This window comes from Coprococcus sp. AF19-8AC, assembly GCF_003603115.1.
In the GTDB taxonomy this organism is placed as follows: Bacteria; Bacillota; Clostridia; order Lachnospirales; family Lachnospiraceae; genus Coprococcus; species Coprococcus aceti.
In genome coordinates, this window is record NZ_QTMI01000005.1 from 156,419 (window position 1) to 174,945 (window position 18,527).

The window sequence follows — 18,527 nt, forward strand, 5'->3', positions numbered from 1 at the left end:
ATGGCAGAGCAGAATAACAAGGGAAAAGATCAGGATCTTAATAAGCTGCAGATGGTGCGCCGCGAGAAGCTGGCAGACCTTCAGGCGGCAGGCAAGGATCCATTTGTCATAACAAAGTATGATGTGCAGCAGCACAGCGCAGATGTGAAGGAGATGTACACAGCACATGAGGCAGAGCTTCTGGCTGGTAGACAGACACCTTCAGTTGAGGACCTTGAAGAGGCAGAGAAGAGAGAAGTTTTAAACAACGATTACAATGAGAGAAGAGCCATCATGGATGCTTCACCTATCAATGTGAGCATCGCAGGACGTATGATGTTCAAGCGTGTCATGGGTAAGGCTTCTTTCTGTAACATTCAGGATCTTAAGGGCAACATTCAGGTGTATGTTGCAAGAGATCAGATCGGTGAGGAGTCATACGCTGACTTCAAGAAGTCAGATATCGGTGATATATATGGAGTTAAGGGATATGCATTCAGAACAAAGACTGGTGAGATATCCATACATGCAGAGGAGATCACACTTCTCTCTAAGTCACTCCAGATCCTTCCTGAGAAGTTCCACGGACTGACAGATACAGATATGAGATATCGTCAGAGATATGTGGATCTCATCATGAACCAGGACAGCAAGGAAGTATTTATCAAGAGATCACAGATATTAAAGGAGATCCGTAACTTCCTGGCAGGACGTGACTTCATGGAGGTTGAGACACCTATGCTGGTCAGCAATGCCGGTGGTGCCGCAGCCAGACCATTTGAGACACATTACAATGCACTCAATGAGGATGTAAAGCTCCGTATATCACTTGAGCTCTACCTGAAGAGACTTATCGTCGGCGGTCTTGAGAGAGTATACGAGATCGGACGAGTATTCCGTAACGAGGGTGTTGACACACGTCACAACCCTGAGTTCACTCTGATGGAGCTGTACCAGGCATACACAGATTACTATGGTATGATGGAGCTCACAGAGTCCATGTTCCGTTACCTCGCAGAAAAGGTATGTGGAAGCACCAAGATCTCATACAACGGAATCGAGATCGACTTTGGCAAGCCATTTGAGCGTCTGACTATGGTTGACGCTATCAAGAAATATACAGGTGTTGATTTTGACCAGGTTGCTGATGACGCTGAGGCGAAGAAGATCGCTGACGAGCATCACGTAGAGTACGAAGAGCGCCACAAGAAGGGCGACATCGTGAACCTGTTCTTCGAGGAGTTCTGTGAGGAGAAGCTGATCCAGCCTACATTCATCATGGATCATCCGATCGAGATCTCACCACTTACGAAGAAGAAGCCTTCAGACCCTACAAAGGTTGAGCGTTTCGAGCTCTTCATCAACACATGGGAGATGTGTAACGCATACTCAGAGCTGAACGATCCTATCGATCAGCGTGAGAGATTTGCCGCTCAGGATGCGAATGCCGCAGCCGGAGATGACGAGGCTGAGCACACAGATGAGGATTTCCTCAATGCGCTTGAGATCGGTATGCCTCCAACAGGCGGTATCGGTTATGGTATAGACAGACTGGTTATGCTCCTTACAGATTCACAGGCGATCAGAGATGTTCTTCTGTTCCCGACTATGAAGAGTGAGGGTGGTTCAGATTCTGATTCAGTATCTGAGACAGCCGGTGACAACAACGGATTCTTCACACCAAACGAGAAGATCGATTTCTCCAAGGTAGATATAGAGCCACTTTTTGCTGATGAGGTTGATTTTGAGACATTTTCAAGATCAGACTTCAGAGCGGTAAAGGTTAAGGAATGTTCAGCAGTGCCAAAGAGCAAGAAGCTCCTTCAGTTCACACTGGATGACGGCACAGGCACAGACAGAACCATCCTCTCAGGAATCCATGCATTCTATGAGCCAGAGGAGTTAGTCGGCAAGACACTTATTGCAATAACAAACCTTCCACCTAGAAAGATGATGGGAATCGATTCATGCGGTATGCTTCTTTCAGCTATCCATGAGGAAGAGGGCGAGGAGAAGCTTCACCTTCTGATGGTTGACAACCATATTCCTGCAGGTGCGAAGCTGTACTAAAATAGGATATATCTAGTATATATGAAAAGGACCCCAGATTAGAAGTACACACTTCAGATTTGGGGTTCTCTTTTTGTGTGAGAGACGGATCAAAATCCATGATCGCAGGCATGAACAAGTCCGGTAAGTATGGCGCTGAGCTCAAGTTTTCTGTTAAGTCCATGGACGTAATGAAGGTCATGGTGAAGAGCGATTCCAAGAGCTCCAACGATGCACTCACAGGACTTTATAACAGATATGGCATAAGAGACTATATGAAACGGCTGTATGAGAAGAGTAATCAAATATCAAATGTAATTGATATTCTGCGAACTGGAGGGTATAATATGCGGTATCTTTGGGGTAGATGCTTGCGGTATGTTGATGCAAGCATGTGTGAATTAAAAGCGAAATGACAGGGGTGAAGGGTAAATGAGAAGATTAAAGTATGTTTTACAGAGTGCGATCGCCTGCTTTGTCGTGGCCGGGGCCATGCTGGTGCTGTTCTGGGGAGCAGGAATATACAATATATATCAAGAGTCACATGGAAATATATCGGATCTGTCAGAGCTGTGGTCGTATATTTCGGAACAGGGATTGAAGTTTCTGATCGGATTGCTGGCTTTTGTGTCGTTCCTAGTATCCGGATTTCAGGCGAAGAAGGCCAGCGAGGCGGATAGAGCTGCTAACGGTGGGAACGAGTATGATGGTGTAGGATATGGTGATGCTGATTATTCTGGCACGATAAATGCTGGTGGCGGATATACATATGATTCAACGGACACATCTATAAAGTTAGATGAAGGTTCAGGTATGGAAAATGATAGGAATGTATATGGAAAAAACGGTATGCCATATGCGGACATCTATGGGATGACTGGAGATGCACAATTAATCAATACATATTCATTGCAGTCAGGTGCCAGAAAGATAAGCTTTGACCTGCCTCAGAGGTATAGACTGATAGATGGCGATGACAGTGATCCGGCATTTGCGGGGTTTAATGAGGAGCTTAAGCCGGAACTTGTCTATTGTTCACTTCAGGAGGCTATCGATGATGAGACGGCTGAGGATTACGTGCTGGATGAGCTGGTGGAGGATGAAGCCTGCCCGGAGAAACTGCGGACAAGGGCATATCTGAAACATGAAGTGATAGAGGGAAGACTTTATTACTATTATATATTCAAGTATAAGAAGTCCAGAAAGCAGAGACAGAAGTTTGCGGCGGCATGTGACATAGGCGGCGGGCTGTTCTATACGATAGAGACAGAGTGGATATGGCGCAAGGAGGAATTGACGCTGGAAGCACTCATAGACTTTTTGAAGATACGGGTAGAGTGATTTATGACATCTACAGAACATGAGGTGATAATATGTGGACAATAAAGAGAATAGATGAGGCCGACTTCGGCTGTGAGGAGAGGCTTCCGGGGGAGCCGCTTATGGTGCTGGTGAGTCTGGAGTGTGACGATGGAAGGATACTTCAGCTTGAGGTGGCTGACAACTGGCTGACCATGCAGGAGCTTGACGAGGGCGATGAGTGGCCGGATGATCCGGACGAACCGGATGAAGAAGATGCGAAAAGCGCAAAGCAGGTGCAGTGGATGGAGAGTTATCTGGATGCTCTGGAGGAGCTGGAATAAGAGTGAAAATAATAAGAATATCGACAAAACCGCCATATCATAAGCGATATTGGCGGTTTTTGTGCGTCTGGAATTACTTTTTGCCATATACTTTAGGATAATATGTTGTTATAACGAAAAGAATGGTTGTGTGAATTTTGTCGATGTTTGGTTTGCAGGCAACTGCGTATGGGAGAGAATTAATGTTTGGATTGTTTGAAATGAAATATATTAATATAAGGAGAAGGGAAAGAAGGCAGAAGAATAGAGAAGATGGAGCAGGACTTTATGATCGTGCGGTATGTGCCGGAACGGATGAGGCGCATATGCTGGTGCGGCGGGAGGACATAAGTGCGGTAAGCCAGCTTATGGATCAGAAGGTATACAGACAGTTCAGAAAGAAATATGAGGGCTGGGACAGACAGGAGAATCTGGAGTTTGATGCACGTGTTGCAGGCAGAGCTCAGAACCCTGTATATATTTGCCGATAAGCTATACAATGCGAGAAAATCTGTGGGATTTGTCAAGAGACTAAGGATCAGGTATGGCGTGTAAGCCGTGCCGGGAAAACAAATATTTATACATTTGTCAGCGACAGATATGTCCGTGGATGGACATGTCTGCCGCTGTTTTTTGTTTTACTTAAAGATATCTTAAAGATTCGCCTCATTGAAACTTAAAGGGATGGCGGCTATAATCAGCAGGTGTAGTGAGAAGCTGCAGTGCGGATTACGCTGATGGATTGAGAAAGTGTAACCATATTGTAATAACTCTTACATATAATTAAGTCTGTTGAATGTATATTAAGTTGAACTGGCAGAAAGGCTTGGCATATAATCTATTCGATTTTGGAAGAAAGAAAAAGGTGGTTAAACGAGGTGGTAAATATTGAAAAATATATTGGAATTTATAGAGAATTCGGCTTTAAAATATCCAGATAAGCTGGCAGTTGCGGATGAGGAAGGCGGACTCACATATGGTCAGATGGAGAAGCTTTCCAGACAGATCGGCGCATGGATATATGAGAAGACAGATGGCGTGAGGAATAAGCCTGTTGCCGTGTTGCTGGACAAAAAGCCTGGGAGTGTGGCTGCCTATATGGGAGTTGTCTACAGTGGCAATTTCTATGTGGTACTGGATGCGGAGATGCCGGCGTCCAGAGCCGAGTCGATACTCGGAACGCTGAATCCGGTTGCAGTCGTGACTGACATCGGGCATATGGAGAAGGCACTGGAGCTTTCCAGAAATGGCGTGGATGAAGATGGATGCCAGGGACAGGAAGGCGAGAACAAAGAGGTATTCAGGATATTAAATCTTGACGAGCTGGACACAAGTGCAGATCAGTCGGTGTTGGATGCGGTCAGAAGCAGGGCGATAGACACGGATCCCGTGTATGCGCTTTTCACATCGGGCTCGACCGGAGTTCCAAAGGGCGCTGTGGTATCACACAGGAATGTAATATCCTACACCTACTGGTACACGGAGGCATTTGGTATAGACGAGAGTACGATATTCGGAAGCCAGACACCGTTCTACTTCAGCATGTCGGTGTCAGATCTCTACAGCACTCTTAAAAATGGTGCCACGCTGTACATCATACCGAAGGCGTATTTCACCTTCCCTATGAAGCTGATGGAGTTCATGAATACATACAGGATCAACACGATATACTGGGTGCCATCGGCACTGCAGATCGTTGCAAATTACAAGCTGTTCCAGTACGCCCAGCTTCCCGAGCTGAAGAAGGTGCTGTTTGCCGGAGAGGTGATGCCGACAAAGCCGCTGAATTACTGGATACAGAATCTTCCGGATGCCATGTATGCAAATCTGTTCGGCCCAACAGAGACGACCGACATATGTACGTATTACGTGGTGGACAGAGTATTTGCCGATGACGAGCCGCTGCCGATGGGACATGCGTGCAACAACTGTGATGTGTTTGTTCTTGATGAGAACGGCAGGGAGGTGTCACCGGAGATCAATCCTGAGACGGGCTTCAGCCGTGAGGGTGAGCTCTATGCCAGAGGTTCATTTGTGGCGCTGGGCTACTTCGGAAATGCGGAGAAGACGCGGGAGGCATTTGTCCAGAATCCGATCAATCCGAACTATCCAGAGCTGGTATACAAGACCGGTGATCTGGTGAAGTACAACAGATACGGCGAGCTGGTCTATGTGTGCCGTAAGGATTACCAGATCAAGCACATGGGTTACCGCATAGAGCTCGGCGAGATCGAGGCGGCAGCGGGAGCCATAGACGGTATCAGAAGCTATGCCTGTATATATGATGATGCGGCTGACAAGATCGTGTTCATCTACGAGGGCAGGAAGAAGGACGAGACGGAGCTGCTTAAGGCGTTTCAGGAGAGGGTTCCACACTACATGGAGCCGAACTGTTTTGTCAGGGTGACAAGCATGCCCCACAATGCAAATGGCAAGATAGACAGGAAGAGGCTGAAGGCGGAATACGCGCAGGGAAAATAGCGAATATCTACATAAGCGTGATATACCACATTCGGAACGCTCTCGCTCATTTCGGTCTGCAGCGGCACTAGCACTTGCAAGCGCGTTGAGTGCCGGCGACCTCAAATGTCCTTCATGTGGTATTATCAAGCTTATATAGATATAATTCACTTTATGTGCTGCGCTGGTATTGCCGTGAAAATTATAATATGTAGAAAATTTTTATTATAAGGAGATATGGGATTATGGAAGAATTATTAAAGATTTTGAATGAGGTAAAACCTGGAGTTGATTATGAGAACGAGACAGATCTTATAGGACATGGCGTGCTGGATTCCATCACGATGGTTACGCTGGTGCTTCAGCTCAGCGACGAGTTTGACGTAGACATTTCTCCTGTTGATATCACACCGGAGAACTTCAAGACAGTCCAGACCATATACGATATGATCCAGAGACTTGAAGACGAGTAAGAGCAGATATAGATATTGGAAGATGGCGGGGACTGACTGCCGTCAAAAAATACTGGAGGAGTGAGAAATATGTCATATACGTCGATATCGTATCTGGTATTTATATTGCTCGGAGCGTTTATAGTGTACAATATAGTGCCGCTGAAGCACAGATGGAAGGTCCTGCTGGCATTCAGCTATCTGTTTTATTTTATCAATTCAGGCAGATATATCATATTTATCCTGTTCGGGTCGTTGACCATATATGTGGGTGGCCTGCTGATAAACAAGATAGATGATGGCTGCAGCATGGCAAGGAAAGCTTTGCCAAAGGAAAACAAAAAAGAGTACAAAGCACTTATCGGATGGCAGAAAAAGTGCGTGTGCGTATGCGTGGTGCTTGTGAATGTAGGAATCCTGGTATTCCTGAAATATTCGGTATTCCTTGGACAGGTATTTACAGATGTGCTTGGACTCATACACATAAATGTAGAGAATCCGATGTATCAGAGGATGATGCCGCTTGGAATCTCGTTCTACACACTGTCTGCGGTGAGTTACATAGTGGACGTGTACAGAGGCAAATACAGGGCATCGGACAAGTTTGGCAAGGTTGCACTTTTCCTTGCATTTTTCCCGCACATTGTTGAGGGACCTATAGCCAGGTTCGATCTTGTTGGAGAGCAGATGTATGAGGGGCACAGGTTCAGTTATGAGAACATGACCATGGGACTCCAGCTTATACTGTGGGGCTTCTTCAAGAAGATAGTTATTGCAGATCGCGCAAATATGTATGTGAACCAGATATTTGACAATTACGCAAGCTACACAGGACTTCCGGTAGTAGTGGGAATGCTGCTCTACACATTACAGCTCTATGCGGAATTCTCAGGCTGTATGGATATAGTAAGGGGAAGTGCCCAGATGTTCGGAATAGGACTCTCAGAGAACTTCAATCAGCCGTTTATATCAAAGACGGTCAGTGAGTTCTGGAGAAGGTGGCATATGACTCTCGGTGCATGGTTCAAGGACTATGTGTTCTATTCAGTTTCACTGTCCAAGCCATTTGTGAAGCTGAGTAAGAAGACCAGGGAACATATGAATACTTTCTTCGCGACATTTGTTCCTATGTCTATAGCGATGTTCATAGTGTGGTTTGGAACGGGTATTTGGCACGGCGCAAGCTGGAAGTACGTCATGTATGGTCTTTATTACTGGGCTATCATGGTAATCGGACTTCTCATGGAGCCTCTTTTCAAGAAGCTGTATGAGAAAATGAATGTTGACCGCCAGGGAAAGATATACAGGCTGCTTCAGGTTGTCAGAACCTTCATTTTTGTGAATGTGGGAATGCTCATGTTCAGGGCTGATGATCTGACAGCATTTGGACACATGTTTGTGTCCATGTTCAGGGGATTTACATTTGCGGATCTGACAAATGGAACTTTGCTTGGAATGAAGCTTGACATGGCAGATTTTGTAGTGCTGACAGTGGGCGCGCTCATTCTGTTCCTGGTTGGACTTTACAAGGAGAAGGGACATCAGATAAGAGCAGAGCTTGCCACGAAGAATATAGTCCTCAGATGGGCAGTTTACTATGTGCTGCTGTTTGGAGTGATCATACTCGGAGCATATGGCAAGGGCTATGAGGTGGCTGGATTTATATATGCACAGTTTTAGAGGTGATTTATCTATGAAGAAAAGTGGACGTAATATAATAAAATCCATAGCATTTGCCCTGGTGGCCGTGATGATCATGGGAGTGCTGGGAGTTGCGTTTACTCCGAAGCGGAGCGATCCGGGAAGCGGAATAACCAACTCGAATGCAAGGGGCTTTTATGGAGAACCGAAGAATTCGATAGACGTACTGGTGCTTGGAGACAGCAATGCCTACAGCGCATGTTCTCCGATGTATATATGGAACAAATATGGAATTCCAACATATGTGGCGGCTGAGGGGTTCCAGAATGTGACCGGGGCATCCAATCTTCTGGATGAAGTGCTCACATGTCAGAAGCCAAAGCTGGTGGTGTTCGATGTGAATATGCTCTGGACAGGCAAGACGACATTGAAAAAGGTGGAGAACAATCTGAAGAATCTGGCATATAAGTATCTGCCTCTTGCACAGTACCACAACAGGTGGAAGAGCATGAGTGTTTCGGACATGTTCGGTGCCAGGGACTACACATACAGATCAGCCTCAAGAGGACAGTATCTCAGCATGGAGGTCAAGCCGTTTTCAGGCCAGAGCAAGATGGTGGAAACCAAGGCTGTTGAGGACATACCGGAGGTATCAAAGATACTACTCGATAAGCTGATAGACAAGTGTGAGAAGAATGGAATCAAGATCATGTTCATGGAGACTCCGACGGCGAAGTCATGGAATTATGCAAGACACAATGCAATGGTTAAGTATGCTAAAGCCAAGAATATTGATTTTGTCGATATGAATACGCTCAAGGGTGATTATGCAATAGACTGGAGCACCGACACGAGGGATGGTGGAAGACATCTCAACTGCAAGGGTGCAGAGAAGGTAAGCGCCTATCTTGGAAAATATATTTCAGAGAATTATTCTTTTAAGGATAAGAGACATTCAGAAAAGTATGCGGACTGGAATAATGACTATCTGGATTATGTGAAGTATATGTCCGGTGAGACTGTTTCCCTTGAGGCAAAGCAGTCGGAGGGAACGGTATCTAACAACTAAATATAAAATATATAAGTGGACGGAGGATTGAATCCCCCGTCCACTTTATTTTACTGTAACTTTGCATCTGGCAGATATATTGCCGGAAGTATATGTCTTTTTCTCAGTGCTGTTTGAAGGTGTGAGAACCGGTTTCAGCAGATAGCTCTTGCCGCTCTTCAATGTGATGGCTGTCACATTGACACGCATTGTCGCGGTGACCTTTTTCCCGTATTTGCGGGTCTCGGTTATCATCCTCTGCGGCATAGACAGAGACAGGGATCGTCAAAGTCAGTGCTGCAGCCATTATAAATGCTGGCAATAATTTTCTTATCCTCATAGACATAGGCTCCTCTCTTTCATTAAAGGTCAATCTGTTTATAAAAAACATGCAAAAGGATACAAAAAGGATATAAGTTTGAAGTATACTGTGTTCAGAATCTTAGATATCGACGATTTACATAGAGCGGCACTGTGCTGTGAGGTATACAGAATGCAAAGCTGCCACGGGGAGGGAATATGAAGTATAACATATTGCTGGTTGAGGATGAGCAGAAGATAGCAGAGGGGATAATGGACTATATGAACGACAGGAAAGCAGAATATGAGATCTGTTTCACCTGGGCTGGTGATGGAGATAAGGCACTGGAGCTGGTGTATGAGAACGAATACGATCTGGTGCTGCTAGATGTCATGCTTCCGGGGGCGGATGGATTTGAGATATGCAGAGCGATAAGGGCAAAGAGCTATGTGCCTGTCATTTTCCTGACCGCTCGTGGCAGGGAGGAGGACAGACTGTATGGCTATGCCATAGGCTGTGATGACTATGTGGTAAAGCCGTTTTCCATGGCGGAGCTTTCTGCGAAGATTATGTCATTTCTCAGAAGAAGCAAGGGGCTGTGGGAGAAGAAGAGCAGCATAGAGGCGTATGACATTGTGATCTATCCAGACAAGCTTCAGGTATACGTCTCCGGGGAAGAGGTAAGGCTTGCACCGAAGGAATATGCCATGCTGAAGTATTTTATGGAGCACAGAGGAATGCTTATCACAAGGGATGATCTTCTGGTCAGGCTGTGGGGCTATGATTATGAGGGTAGCGACAGGGTAGTGGACAATCATATCAAGAAGCTTCGACAGGCACTTGGAGAGTCGGGTAAAAAGATCAAGACAGTATTTGCAAAGGGATACAGGATGGATTGAGACTGTGCGAAACGGTGCAAAGTGTAGATATAATTAATTGATGTGTCAGTACACAGACCCCATGACTCGGAGGTTATTAAAAGGGAAAGGATGTTTTATAATATGAAGAAAAATAAAAATATGTTATATGGGAAAAAACAAAGATTCGGCTCATTTTTTCTGAGAATATTTGTGCCGTTTATATTGGTGGCAGCATTGCTGGGAGGGATCGTGACCTATCTGCTGGTATCTATATATAATACTAGTGTAGACAACGGTGTAGCGAGTGCTGAGGAACGAATCAGGGCAAATGTAAATGAAGCAGTTACAGAATATCAAGATGCACTGGCAGGAGCCTATGCGGATGGGATCAATTATGATTTTGAGACTGCGGATAACAAATTCACCAGTGATGTTGAATATACGTGCGAAATGCTAAGTGCGATTGCAGTGGATGGCGGTGCTGCTGCAAGTCTGTACTATAAGGACTCAGATGGCACTTTGACATTGGTTGCCGGGCATGACTACCGTATGTTTTTTGTTGTCACAGATGATAACAATAAAAAGTTTAGATTGTCATGTACATATGAGGATTATCAGAAGATGATGGCGGAGGCTCCAAGATACGGAAGTGCCGATGGTTTGCCTGCTTTATCCAGGATAGAAGAGATATATGTAAAGGGAACCAGTTTCTGGATAAGTAAATACAGTTACTATGACTACGGTGATGACGTTAAGGTCATAGGAACTCATGAGGCCCAAATGGACTATGGCGAATCTGATGAGAAGAGTGTCACAGTAACAGAGATCCCCGATGGTTATGTGAAGCTTGACACAAGCAAAGGATACCATTTTTATAATAGCAGTCTTATCGGTTCGGGAGCAGCTTCCCGTAATATGGATTATGAAGGAAATATAGAGACTCTTGTGGCAGATCTGGGGGACTCCGGTGTTGGAAGTTCATCAAGAGTCAGCAGGAATTGTGATCAGGGAAAGCACAACACCGATGTGGTAGCGATTGGAAATAGTTATTATCTGGTGATGGATTATCACACCGACCTCGTAAAGTCTTCATTTGGAAAAGTGATAATTGCCACGTGGATAGGAATAGCACTGCTGAGCACGCTTGTCTCACTTGCAATAGCCTATGTATTGTACAGATCATACAAATCTGTCTATGACATGGAGCAGTACAGGCGTACCACATCAAATGCTATGGCGCACGATCTGAAGAGTCCACTGGCGGTCATCTCACTTTACGCTGAAAATCTCAAGGCTGGCACAAATCCTGAGAAGAACCAGTATTATATGGACGGCATACTGGATGAGGTCAGACAGATGAATACGCAGGTTGCGACTATACTGGATATGGCTAAGGCAGAGGACGTGGATACAAAGCTCAAAAAGACAGAAGTGGATCTGGCAGGCATAGTTGACACTGTGGCACAGATATATAATGAGAAAATATCGGAGAAAAACGTGCAGATCGATATATCGGGGGCATGCACGGTCTCTGCGGATGAAGCTCTGATGTATCAGGCTGTTGTCAACATCATGGATAACGCTGTCAAGTATGTGACTGGCGGCGGACATATCGCGGTGGAGCTGTCTGACAAAGAAGTGTCATTTGTCAATTCCTGCGAACCGCTTGATAAGGACACACTGACAAATGTGTGGAAGCCATTTGTCAAGGGTGATAACATTCGTCATGGACATAAGGGCACCGGACTTGGACTTTCGATCGTCAAGACCATCATGGACAGACATGGATTTGACTGTGAGATGAAGAATGTCGATGGGGGAGTGGAAGTAAGATTGATATTCAAATAAGAAGGAGTGGGATTTATGCATTTGTCGGTATCACAGAAAAAGTTAGACGAAATTGTCGACTGACAATAATTGGGCTGACTGTTCTAAACAGAGTAGTCAGCCCTTGCTGTATATATAACAGAGGTGTTTTCAGGCATTCTTGCTTTTATAATCTTCGCCCCAATTTCTCATTGCGTCAAGCACAGGCTGGAGACTCTGACCGAGTTCAGTCAGTGAGTATTCCACTCTGGGCGGAACCTCCGCATACACCTTTCTGTGAACGAGTCCGTTTTCCTCCATGTCACGGAGCTGTGCGGTGAGAACCTTCTGTGAAACAGTTCCGATGGATTTTTTCAGTTCCCCAAATCTCTTTGTGCCGGTTATCAGATCTCTCAGGATCAGAACCTTCCATTTGTCGCCGATAAGGCTTAATGTCGTCTCAACCGGGCATGCCGGCAATTCTTTTAATTTGTCGCTCATAATAATTACCTCTTAATAAAATATTTAATAGGGTTATAAAATCCAATAGTTTCTTTTGGTTACTTATAGTCGGATTATACCATACATACTATAAATGCACCAGTTGTTATAATATGAATGCGCATATTGGGGTGACAGTTGACATAAGATTATACATTTACAGCGTGACATAATTATGCTACAATAATGACACAAGAAAGAGAGGTGTTGATCATGCCAACTATTATGCCAATTAGAGATTTGAGAAATACAAGTGAGATTTCAGAATTAGCTCATAAGAAACAGGAGCCTATTTTTATTACAAAAAATGGATATAGTGATTTAGTTGTAATGAGTGCAGAGCTGTACGAAAAATTTGCACAGATCAACAGGATCGATCAGGCAATCTATGAAGCTGAAAAAGAAGTAGAGAATGGGGCTGAACTGATATCGGTAGACAGTGCTATAGAAAGGTTGAACAAAAAATATTATGGATAAATATAGCGTAATCTTATATCCTAGATCCTTTCGTGATATCGATGACATATATGCGTATATAGCGCTTGAGAAGATGTCCCCGGAGAATGCAAAGGGACAAACGGATAGGATATGGGATGCGATAAAATCACTTGAACAATTGCCTGAATCACATCAGGATCGTTTGGTTGGGCAATTTGCTGGAAAAGGATATAAGCAACTGATAGTAGATAACTACATCGTAATATTCAAGATTGATAAGGAACAAAATAGAGTATATATAGTAACCGTTCAGTACCAGGGAAGAAATATCTGAGTAATATAACGGTTTATTAGATGACCATACTTCATATGAGGTATGGTTATTTTTATGTAATAATTTTTTATTTATCGTTGATTTCCCACAATAGTAACCTTCAGGTAACTACACCACAATATTGTGCGTACTTTTTTTAATAGAAAACCTCTTATAGAATAGTGCTCAAGAGATAAGAAAAAGACGAGGAGGTACGGCGATGAACACAGAGAGATGCCTGCAGATACTCAGGGAGATAAAGGATGTGGCATTTGCCACGGTGGATGACAAGGGCATGCCGCAGATAAGGATAATAGACATAATGCTGGTGGAAGGTGAGAAAGTTTATTTCTGCACGGCAAGGGGCAAGGATTTTTACGCGCAGCTCATGCGTGATGGAAATGTTGCGGTGACGGGCATGAACAGAGAATATCAGATGATAAGGCTGAACGGAAAGGCGCGCAGACTGGATGATCAGAAACTGTGGATCGACAGGATATTTGCGGAGAATCCATCCATGAACAGTGTATACCCGGATGACAGCAGATATGTGCTTGAGCCGTTCTATATTGACAATGGGGCGGTGGAATTCTTTGATCTTGGCAGGAAACCGATAGTCAGAGAGACATTTGCGCTGGGGAAAAGTGAAAAGACTTTCAAGGGATACGAGATAACCGACAAATGTATCCAGTGCGGGAAATGTGAGCGGATCTGCCCGCAGAAGTGCATTAAGGATTTTGTGATAAACCAGACCCACTGTCTGCACTGCGGATTGTGCTTTGAGGAGTGTCCGGTAAATGCGGTGAGGAAATTGTGATAGAAACCGAATCCACAGGATAAAGTTTAAGGGGGATATAATATGTTAAAAGAAATGTGGACATTGCTGCTTGAGAAGAAAGGATTTTTCCTGGATCTTCTTGTGGAGCATATAGAAATATCGTTGTTGGCAATAGTAATAGCTATAGTAATTGGCGGGGGTGCTGGAATACTGATAAGTGAATATCAGAAGGCGTCAAAGCCGACGTTCGGAGTGATAAACTTCCTGTACACGATTCCATCGATCTCCATGCTGGGATTCCTCATACCGTTTTCAGGTGTGGGAAATGCGACGGCGGTCATTGCGCTGACCGTATATGCATTGCTGCCGATGGTCAGAAATACCAACACAGGTCTGACAAATGTAGATGAGAACATTCTCGAGGCGGCGAAGGGCATGGGAAGCACAAGAACGCAGATATTATTCAAAGTCAAGCTTCCGCTTGCAATGCCGGTTATAATTTCCGGAATCAGAAACATGGTGACAATGACGATAGCGCTTGCCGGTATAGCATCATTCATCGGCGCCGGTGGACTTGGCGTGGCGATATACAGAGGAATCACGACAAATAACATAGCCATGACGATGGTAGGAAGTTTGCTCATTGCGCTGCTTGCACTGGCATTTGACTTTGCTCTGGGATTTGTGGAGAGGCGTCTTTCAAAGAGAAGTGTTAAAGCAAAGAAGACAAACAGGATAATGGCAGCAGTATGCGTGGCGCTTGTTATGATACTTGTTCTGATTCAGGTGGTACCAAAGGATAAAAAGGAAACCATACGTATCGCCACAAAGCCGATGACGGAGCAGTACATACTCGGCGAGATGCTTGATATTCTGATCGAACAGGATACGGATCTTGATGTGGAGATAACCCAGGGCGTGGGTGGCGGAACTTCAAATATCCAGCCCGCCATGGAGAGCGGTGAATTTGACATTTACCCTGAGTACACGGGTACTGCATGGAATATGGTTCTGAAAAAGGATGGACTGTACACTGAGGATATGTTCACGGAGCTTGAGAGTGAGTACGAAGATTCACTTGGAATGAGCTGGGTGGGCATGTACGGATTCAACAACACCTATGGTCTGGTGGTGCGCAAGGAGATTGCTGACAAATATAACATCAGGACGTATTCGGATCTGAGAGCGGTATCAGACAGGCTTATCTTCGGCGCTGAATATGATTTCTTCGAGCGTGAGGATGGATATGATGCACTCTGCGGCGAATATGGATTCAATTTTAAGAAGACGATGGACATGGACATTGGCCTCAAATATCAGGCAATTAATCAGGGCAAGATTGACGTTATGAATATATTTACAACAGATGGACAGCTTGCGGCATCAGATGTGACGGTGCTGGCGGATGACAAGAATTTCTACCCGTCATACATGTGCGGAAATGTTGTCAGAAACGAGGTCGTTGAAAGCCATCCGGAGATAAAGGATGTGCTGGATGAGCTGTCAGGAACAATAACCGACAGCGACATGGCACAGATGAATTATGATGTTGAGACTGAAGGCAGAGAGCCTAGAGATGTTGCGGAGGAGTTTTTGTCCGGTAAGGGACTTTTAAAATAGGTTGGAGGTACCAATAATGAATACTGCTATTGAATTTAGAAATGTAAAAAAGTCGTATGGAGATAAGACGGTCATAGAAAATCTCAACCTCACAGTTGAGCAGGGAGAATTCGTAACCATAGTGGGTTCGTCAGGCTGTGGCAAGACGACAGCGCTTAAGATGATAAATGGTCTTATCGACGCCACAGACGGAGATATATTGATCGGCGGCGAGAATATCAGGGACAAAGATCTTATTGAGCTCCGCAGAAGTATTGGTTATTCTATACAGGGAAGCGTGCTTTTCCCCCACATGACAGTGGAGGAGAATATATCCTATGTGCCGAATCTTCTAAATAAAAATAACAGGGCAAAGACGAGGGCAGCCGTAACAAAATGGATGAAGATAGTGGGGCTTGATGAGGAGATAAAGAGCAGATATCCGGGCGAACTGTCCGGCGGACAGCAGCAGAGAGTCGGAATCGCCAGAGCACTTGCGGCATCGCCGGAGATATTGCTGATGGATGAACCATTTGGCGCAGTTGACGAGATAACGAGAGCTCAGCTTCAGCAGGAGATCAAGAGAATACATGAGGAGACGAAGATAACTATCATGTTCGTGACGCATGATATATCGGAGGCGCTCCTGCTTGGAACAAAGGTGCTTGTTATGAATAAAGGCAATGTTGAACAGTATGATACGCCGGAAGAGATATTGAAAAATCCCGTAACAGACTTTGTGGCGCAGCTAGTCTACAGGCAGAGACACCAGTGCAATCTGCCGGATGGTCAGATCAGGGATTGTCAGTACAGTTTTGTTGCGGGTCTTGATTAGTGACCCCGAAGGGGGACGGAGGGGTCAGGCACCTCCGTCCCCAGGGTAAATAGTGATAGTTGATTGGAGAATTAGATGAACCAGAGTGAGAGAAGAATATATTTGATAAAGAGGTTGTTGGAAGAACGCAGCGATTGCGCAGGCGTGCAGATTCCATCTGGCAGTGAGGATCAGCGTAGACTTCTCCGTTCTCTTATGAATGTCAGGATGCCGGGAGCTATTGATGCGGATTTTCTGAAGATACAGGACGAATATCTGACGCAGGTGAATTCCGAGAAAGGCATAGTGAAACTGGAGGATATTCTGGAGATTCAAGATGGCACATATGTGTGGCGAGGAGATATAACAAGGCTTGCCGTTTCAGCCATAGTAAATGCAGCAAATAGCGGCATGACCGGATGCTATATTCCTTGTCACGCCTGTATTGACAACTGTATCCATACATTTGCGGGGGTGCAGCTGAGAAATAGGTGCGGCGAGATCATGCGTGAACAGGGGCACGAGGAGGCGACTGGTCAGGCGAAGATAACACCGGCTTACAATCTTCCGTGCAAATATGTCATTCACACTGTTGGACCGATAGTGCAGGGCAGGCTTACAGCAGAACATGAACGATTATTGGCATCCTGCTATAAAAGCTGTCTTGAGGTTGCTGATGAAAACGACGCAGATTCTATAGCATTTTGCTGCATATCCACTGGTGTATTTATGTTCCCAAATGAGAGAGCTGCCGAGATAGCAGTAGATACTGTCAAGGCGTATAGGCGGGAGACAGGCAGCAGGATAAAAGTTGTGTTCAATGTGTTTAAGGAGGATGACGAGAGGATATACAGGAAGTTGTTGGATAAGAAGGTGAAAATATGAGAGATACAGGCCTGTTAAAAAGAAGAATAACATTTGAGTCATTCCTCTGCGGAACTCCCGCCAGGGATTACGTGTATCAGAGCGTTCCGTATGAAATGCAGATTCAGCAGGCGGCACAGGCTATAGCCGATGCGGACTGCGTGCTCATAGGTGCTGGTGCTGGTATGAGTGCGGCTGCTGGAGCCCGGTATGGTGGCGATTTCTTTGAGGAGAATTTTGGCGAGTTTCAGCGAAAATATGGAAATGGCCCATATATGCAGGATATGTACAGTGCAGGCTTTTATCCCTATCCTGATGAAGAAAGCTATTGGGGATATTGGTCAAAGCAGGCTGTGCTGGGCGGGGTAGAACTGGATGTCACACCGTTTCATAGGAAGCTTCTTGACGGACTTTATGGCAAAGATATATTTGTGTTGAGCACAAATGCGGACGGTCAGTTTGTGAAAGCAGGATTGCCGCAGGAAAAGATATTCTGCACCCAGGGCGATTACTTTCATATACAGTGCGCGCATGCCTGCCATGACAAGACATACGATGCCACTGATATGTTTATGCAAATGGATCAGGCAAGAAGAGATTGCAAGATCCCAACATACATGGTTCCACGCTGCCCTGTCTGCGGAGGCTCGATGGACATGAACCTCCGCAAGGATGGTTATTTTGTTCAGGACAGTGCCTGGTATGAGGCAGAGCGGAATTTTAGTGAGTTTGTCACAAAGTTTATAGACAGTAAGCTTGTACTTCTTGAACTGGGGGTTGGATTCAACACGCCAACCATAATCCGATTTCCTTTTGAAAAGCTGACACGAGAACACGATAACATAACCCTTGTCAGGTTAAATCTCGATCAGGCTGTGATACCGGAAAGTCTTGGTTCACGGGCTATTGGAATCAATGCAGACATGGTGGACAGTATAAATGATATCTTTCATGTCTTTCACTGACATAACAACAAGGGGACGGAGGGGTCAGGCACCTCCG

20 protein-coding genes are annotated in these 18,527 nt (G+C 45.1%); 18 read left to right on the forward strand and 2 right to left on the reverse strand.

The window, feature by feature from the left end; genetic code table 11:
- The 9 genes from lysS to DWX57_RS12340 all read left to right on the forward strand — a co-directional run bounded on the left by lysS (window position 1) and on the right by DWX57_RS12340 (window position 9,272).
- Window positions 1–2,049, forward strand: coding sequence for a lysine--tRNA ligase (gene lysS, locus DWX57_RS12300; protein WP_055146672.1), 2,049 nt, complete (start codon window positions 1–3; stop codon window positions 2,047–2,049).
- Window positions 2,050–2,126: 77 nt separating this feature from the next.
- Entirely contained in the window at window positions 2,127–2,444 is a 318-nt protein-coding gene (locus tag DWX57_RS12305) for a hypothetical protein (protein ID WP_133300889.1), read from the forward strand.
- A gap of 16 nt (window positions 2,445–2,460) precedes the next feature.
- Window positions 2,461–3,369, forward strand: a complete 909-nt coding sequence (locus DWX57_RS12310; RefSeq protein ID WP_120124472.1) for a hypothetical protein — start codon at window positions 2,461–2,463, stop codon at window positions 3,367–3,369.
- 32 nt (window positions 3,370–3,401) lie between these two features.
- Window positions 3,402–3,671 carry a hypothetical protein gene (locus DWX57_RS12315; protein WP_120124475.1) on the forward strand — a complete coding sequence of 90 codons (270 nt, stop codon included), beginning with the start codon at window positions 3,402–3,404 and terminating at the stop codon, window positions 3,669–3,671.
- Between the two features lie 182 nt (window positions 3,672–3,853).
- Window positions 3,854–4,141: a hypothetical protein gene (locus tag DWX57_RS12320; RefSeq protein ID WP_120124477.1), complete on the forward strand. Its 288-nt coding sequence runs from the start codon at window positions 3,854–3,856 to the stop codon at window positions 4,139–4,141.
- A gap of 397 nt (window positions 4,142–4,538) precedes the next feature.
- Entirely contained in the window at window positions 4,539–6,131 is a 1,593-nt protein-coding gene (locus DWX57_RS12325) for an amino acid adenylation domain-containing protein (protein ID WP_120124480.1), read from the forward strand.
- 224 nt (window positions 6,132–6,355) lie between these two features.
- Window positions 6,356–6,583 carry an acyl carrier protein gene (locus tag DWX57_RS12330; RefSeq protein WP_015533721.1) on the forward strand — a complete coding sequence of 76 codons (228 nt, stop codon included), beginning with the start codon at window positions 6,356–6,358 and terminating at the stop codon, window positions 6,581–6,583.
- 69 nt (window positions 6,584–6,652) lie between these two features.
- On the forward strand, window positions 6,653–8,242 hold the full coding sequence (locus DWX57_RS12335; protein WP_120124483.1) for an MBOAT family O-acyltransferase: 1,590 nt from the start codon (window positions 6,653–6,655) through the stop codon (window positions 8,240–8,242).
- A gap of 13 nt (window positions 8,243–8,255) precedes the next feature.
- Complete coding sequence (locus DWX57_RS12340; protein WP_120124485.1) at window positions 8,256–9,272, forward strand: SGNH/GDSL hydrolase family protein; 1,017 nt, start codon at window positions 8,256–8,258, stop codon at window positions 9,270–9,272.
- Between the two features lie 45 nt (window positions 9,273–9,317).
- Here the strand turns inward: DWX57_RS12340 and DWX57_RS12345 are convergent, their stop codons facing one another.
- Window positions 9,318–9,506: a hypothetical protein gene (locus DWX57_RS12345; protein WP_120124488.1), complete on the reverse strand. Its 189-nt coding sequence runs from the start codon at window positions 9,504–9,506 to the stop codon at window positions 9,318–9,320.
- Window positions 9,507–9,770: 264 nt separating this feature from the next.
- On the opposite strand from DWX57_RS12345, the gene DWX57_RS12350 reads away from it, so the two are divergent.
- Together DWX57_RS12350 and DWX57_RS12355 are read left to right on the forward strand one after the other, a co-directional pair.
- Window positions 9,771–10,451: a response regulator transcription factor gene (locus DWX57_RS12350; RefSeq protein WP_120124490.1), complete on the forward strand. Its 681-nt coding sequence runs from the start codon at window positions 9,771–9,773 to the stop codon at window positions 10,449–10,451.
- Window positions 10,452–10,553: 102 nt separating this feature from the next.
- Window positions 10,554–12,260, forward strand: coding sequence for a sensor histidine kinase (locus tag DWX57_RS12355; protein ID WP_165852801.1), 1,707 nt, complete (start codon window positions 10,554–10,556; stop codon window positions 12,258–12,260).
- A 129-nt stretch (window positions 12,261–12,389) separates the two neighbouring features.
- On the opposite strand, the gene DWX57_RS12360 is transcribed toward DWX57_RS12355, so the two are convergent.
- A complete protein-coding gene (locus DWX57_RS12360; protein ID WP_119202516.1) occupies window positions 12,390–12,719 on the reverse strand; it encodes a winged helix-turn-helix transcriptional regulator in 330 nt (109 codons plus the stop codon).
- Between the two features lie 213 nt (window positions 12,720–12,932).
- On the opposite strand from DWX57_RS12360, the gene DWX57_RS12365 reads away from it, so the two are divergent.
- The 7 genes from DWX57_RS12365 (at window position 12,933) to DWX57_RS12395 (ending at window position 18,490) form a co-directional block, all read left to right on the forward strand.
- A complete protein-coding gene (locus tag DWX57_RS12365; protein ID WP_022059559.1) occupies window positions 12,933–13,196 on the forward strand; it encodes a type II toxin-antitoxin system prevent-host-death family antitoxin in 264 nt (87 codons plus the stop codon).
- On the forward strand, window positions 13,189–13,491 hold the full coding sequence (locus DWX57_RS12370; protein WP_117550848.1) for a type II toxin-antitoxin system RelE/ParE family toxin: 303 nt from the start codon (window positions 13,189–13,191) through the stop codon (window positions 13,489–13,491). Before DWX57_RS12365 ends, DWX57_RS12370 begins: the two co-directional genes overlap by 8 nt.
- A gap of 199 nt (window positions 13,492–13,690) precedes the next feature.
- A complete protein-coding gene (locus tag DWX57_RS12375; protein ID WP_117550845.1) occupies window positions 13,691–14,287 on the forward strand; it encodes a 4Fe-4S binding protein in 597 nt (198 codons plus the stop codon).
- Between the two features lie 42 nt (window positions 14,288–14,329).
- Window positions 14,330–15,868, forward strand: a complete 1,539-nt coding sequence (locus DWX57_RS12380) for an ABC transporter permease/substrate-binding protein (RefSeq protein WP_120124495.1) — start codon at window positions 14,330–14,332, stop codon at window positions 15,866–15,868.
- A 16-nt stretch (window positions 15,869–15,884) separates the two neighbouring features.
- Window positions 15,885–16,682 (forward strand): ABC transporter ATP-binding protein, encoded by a 798-nt coding sequence (locus DWX57_RS12385; RefSeq protein ID WP_117550842.1) that lies wholly within the window; start codon window positions 15,885–15,887, stop codon window positions 16,680–16,682.
- Between the two features lie 75 nt (window positions 16,683–16,757).
- On the forward strand, window positions 16,758–17,546 hold the full coding sequence (locus tag DWX57_RS12390; protein WP_117550840.1) for a protein-ADP-ribose hydrolase: 789 nt from the start codon (window positions 16,758–16,760) through the stop codon (window positions 17,544–17,546).
- Window positions 17,543–18,490 carry a Sir2 silent information regulator family NAD-dependent deacetylase gene (locus DWX57_RS12395; RefSeq protein WP_120124498.1) on the forward strand — a complete coding sequence of 316 codons (948 nt, stop codon included), beginning with the start codon at window positions 17,543–17,545 and terminating at the stop codon, window positions 18,488–18,490. The genes DWX57_RS12390 and DWX57_RS12395 overlap by 4 nt, the downstream gene beginning before the upstream one ends.
- The last annotated feature ends 37 nt before the right edge of the window (window positions 18,491–18,527 follow it).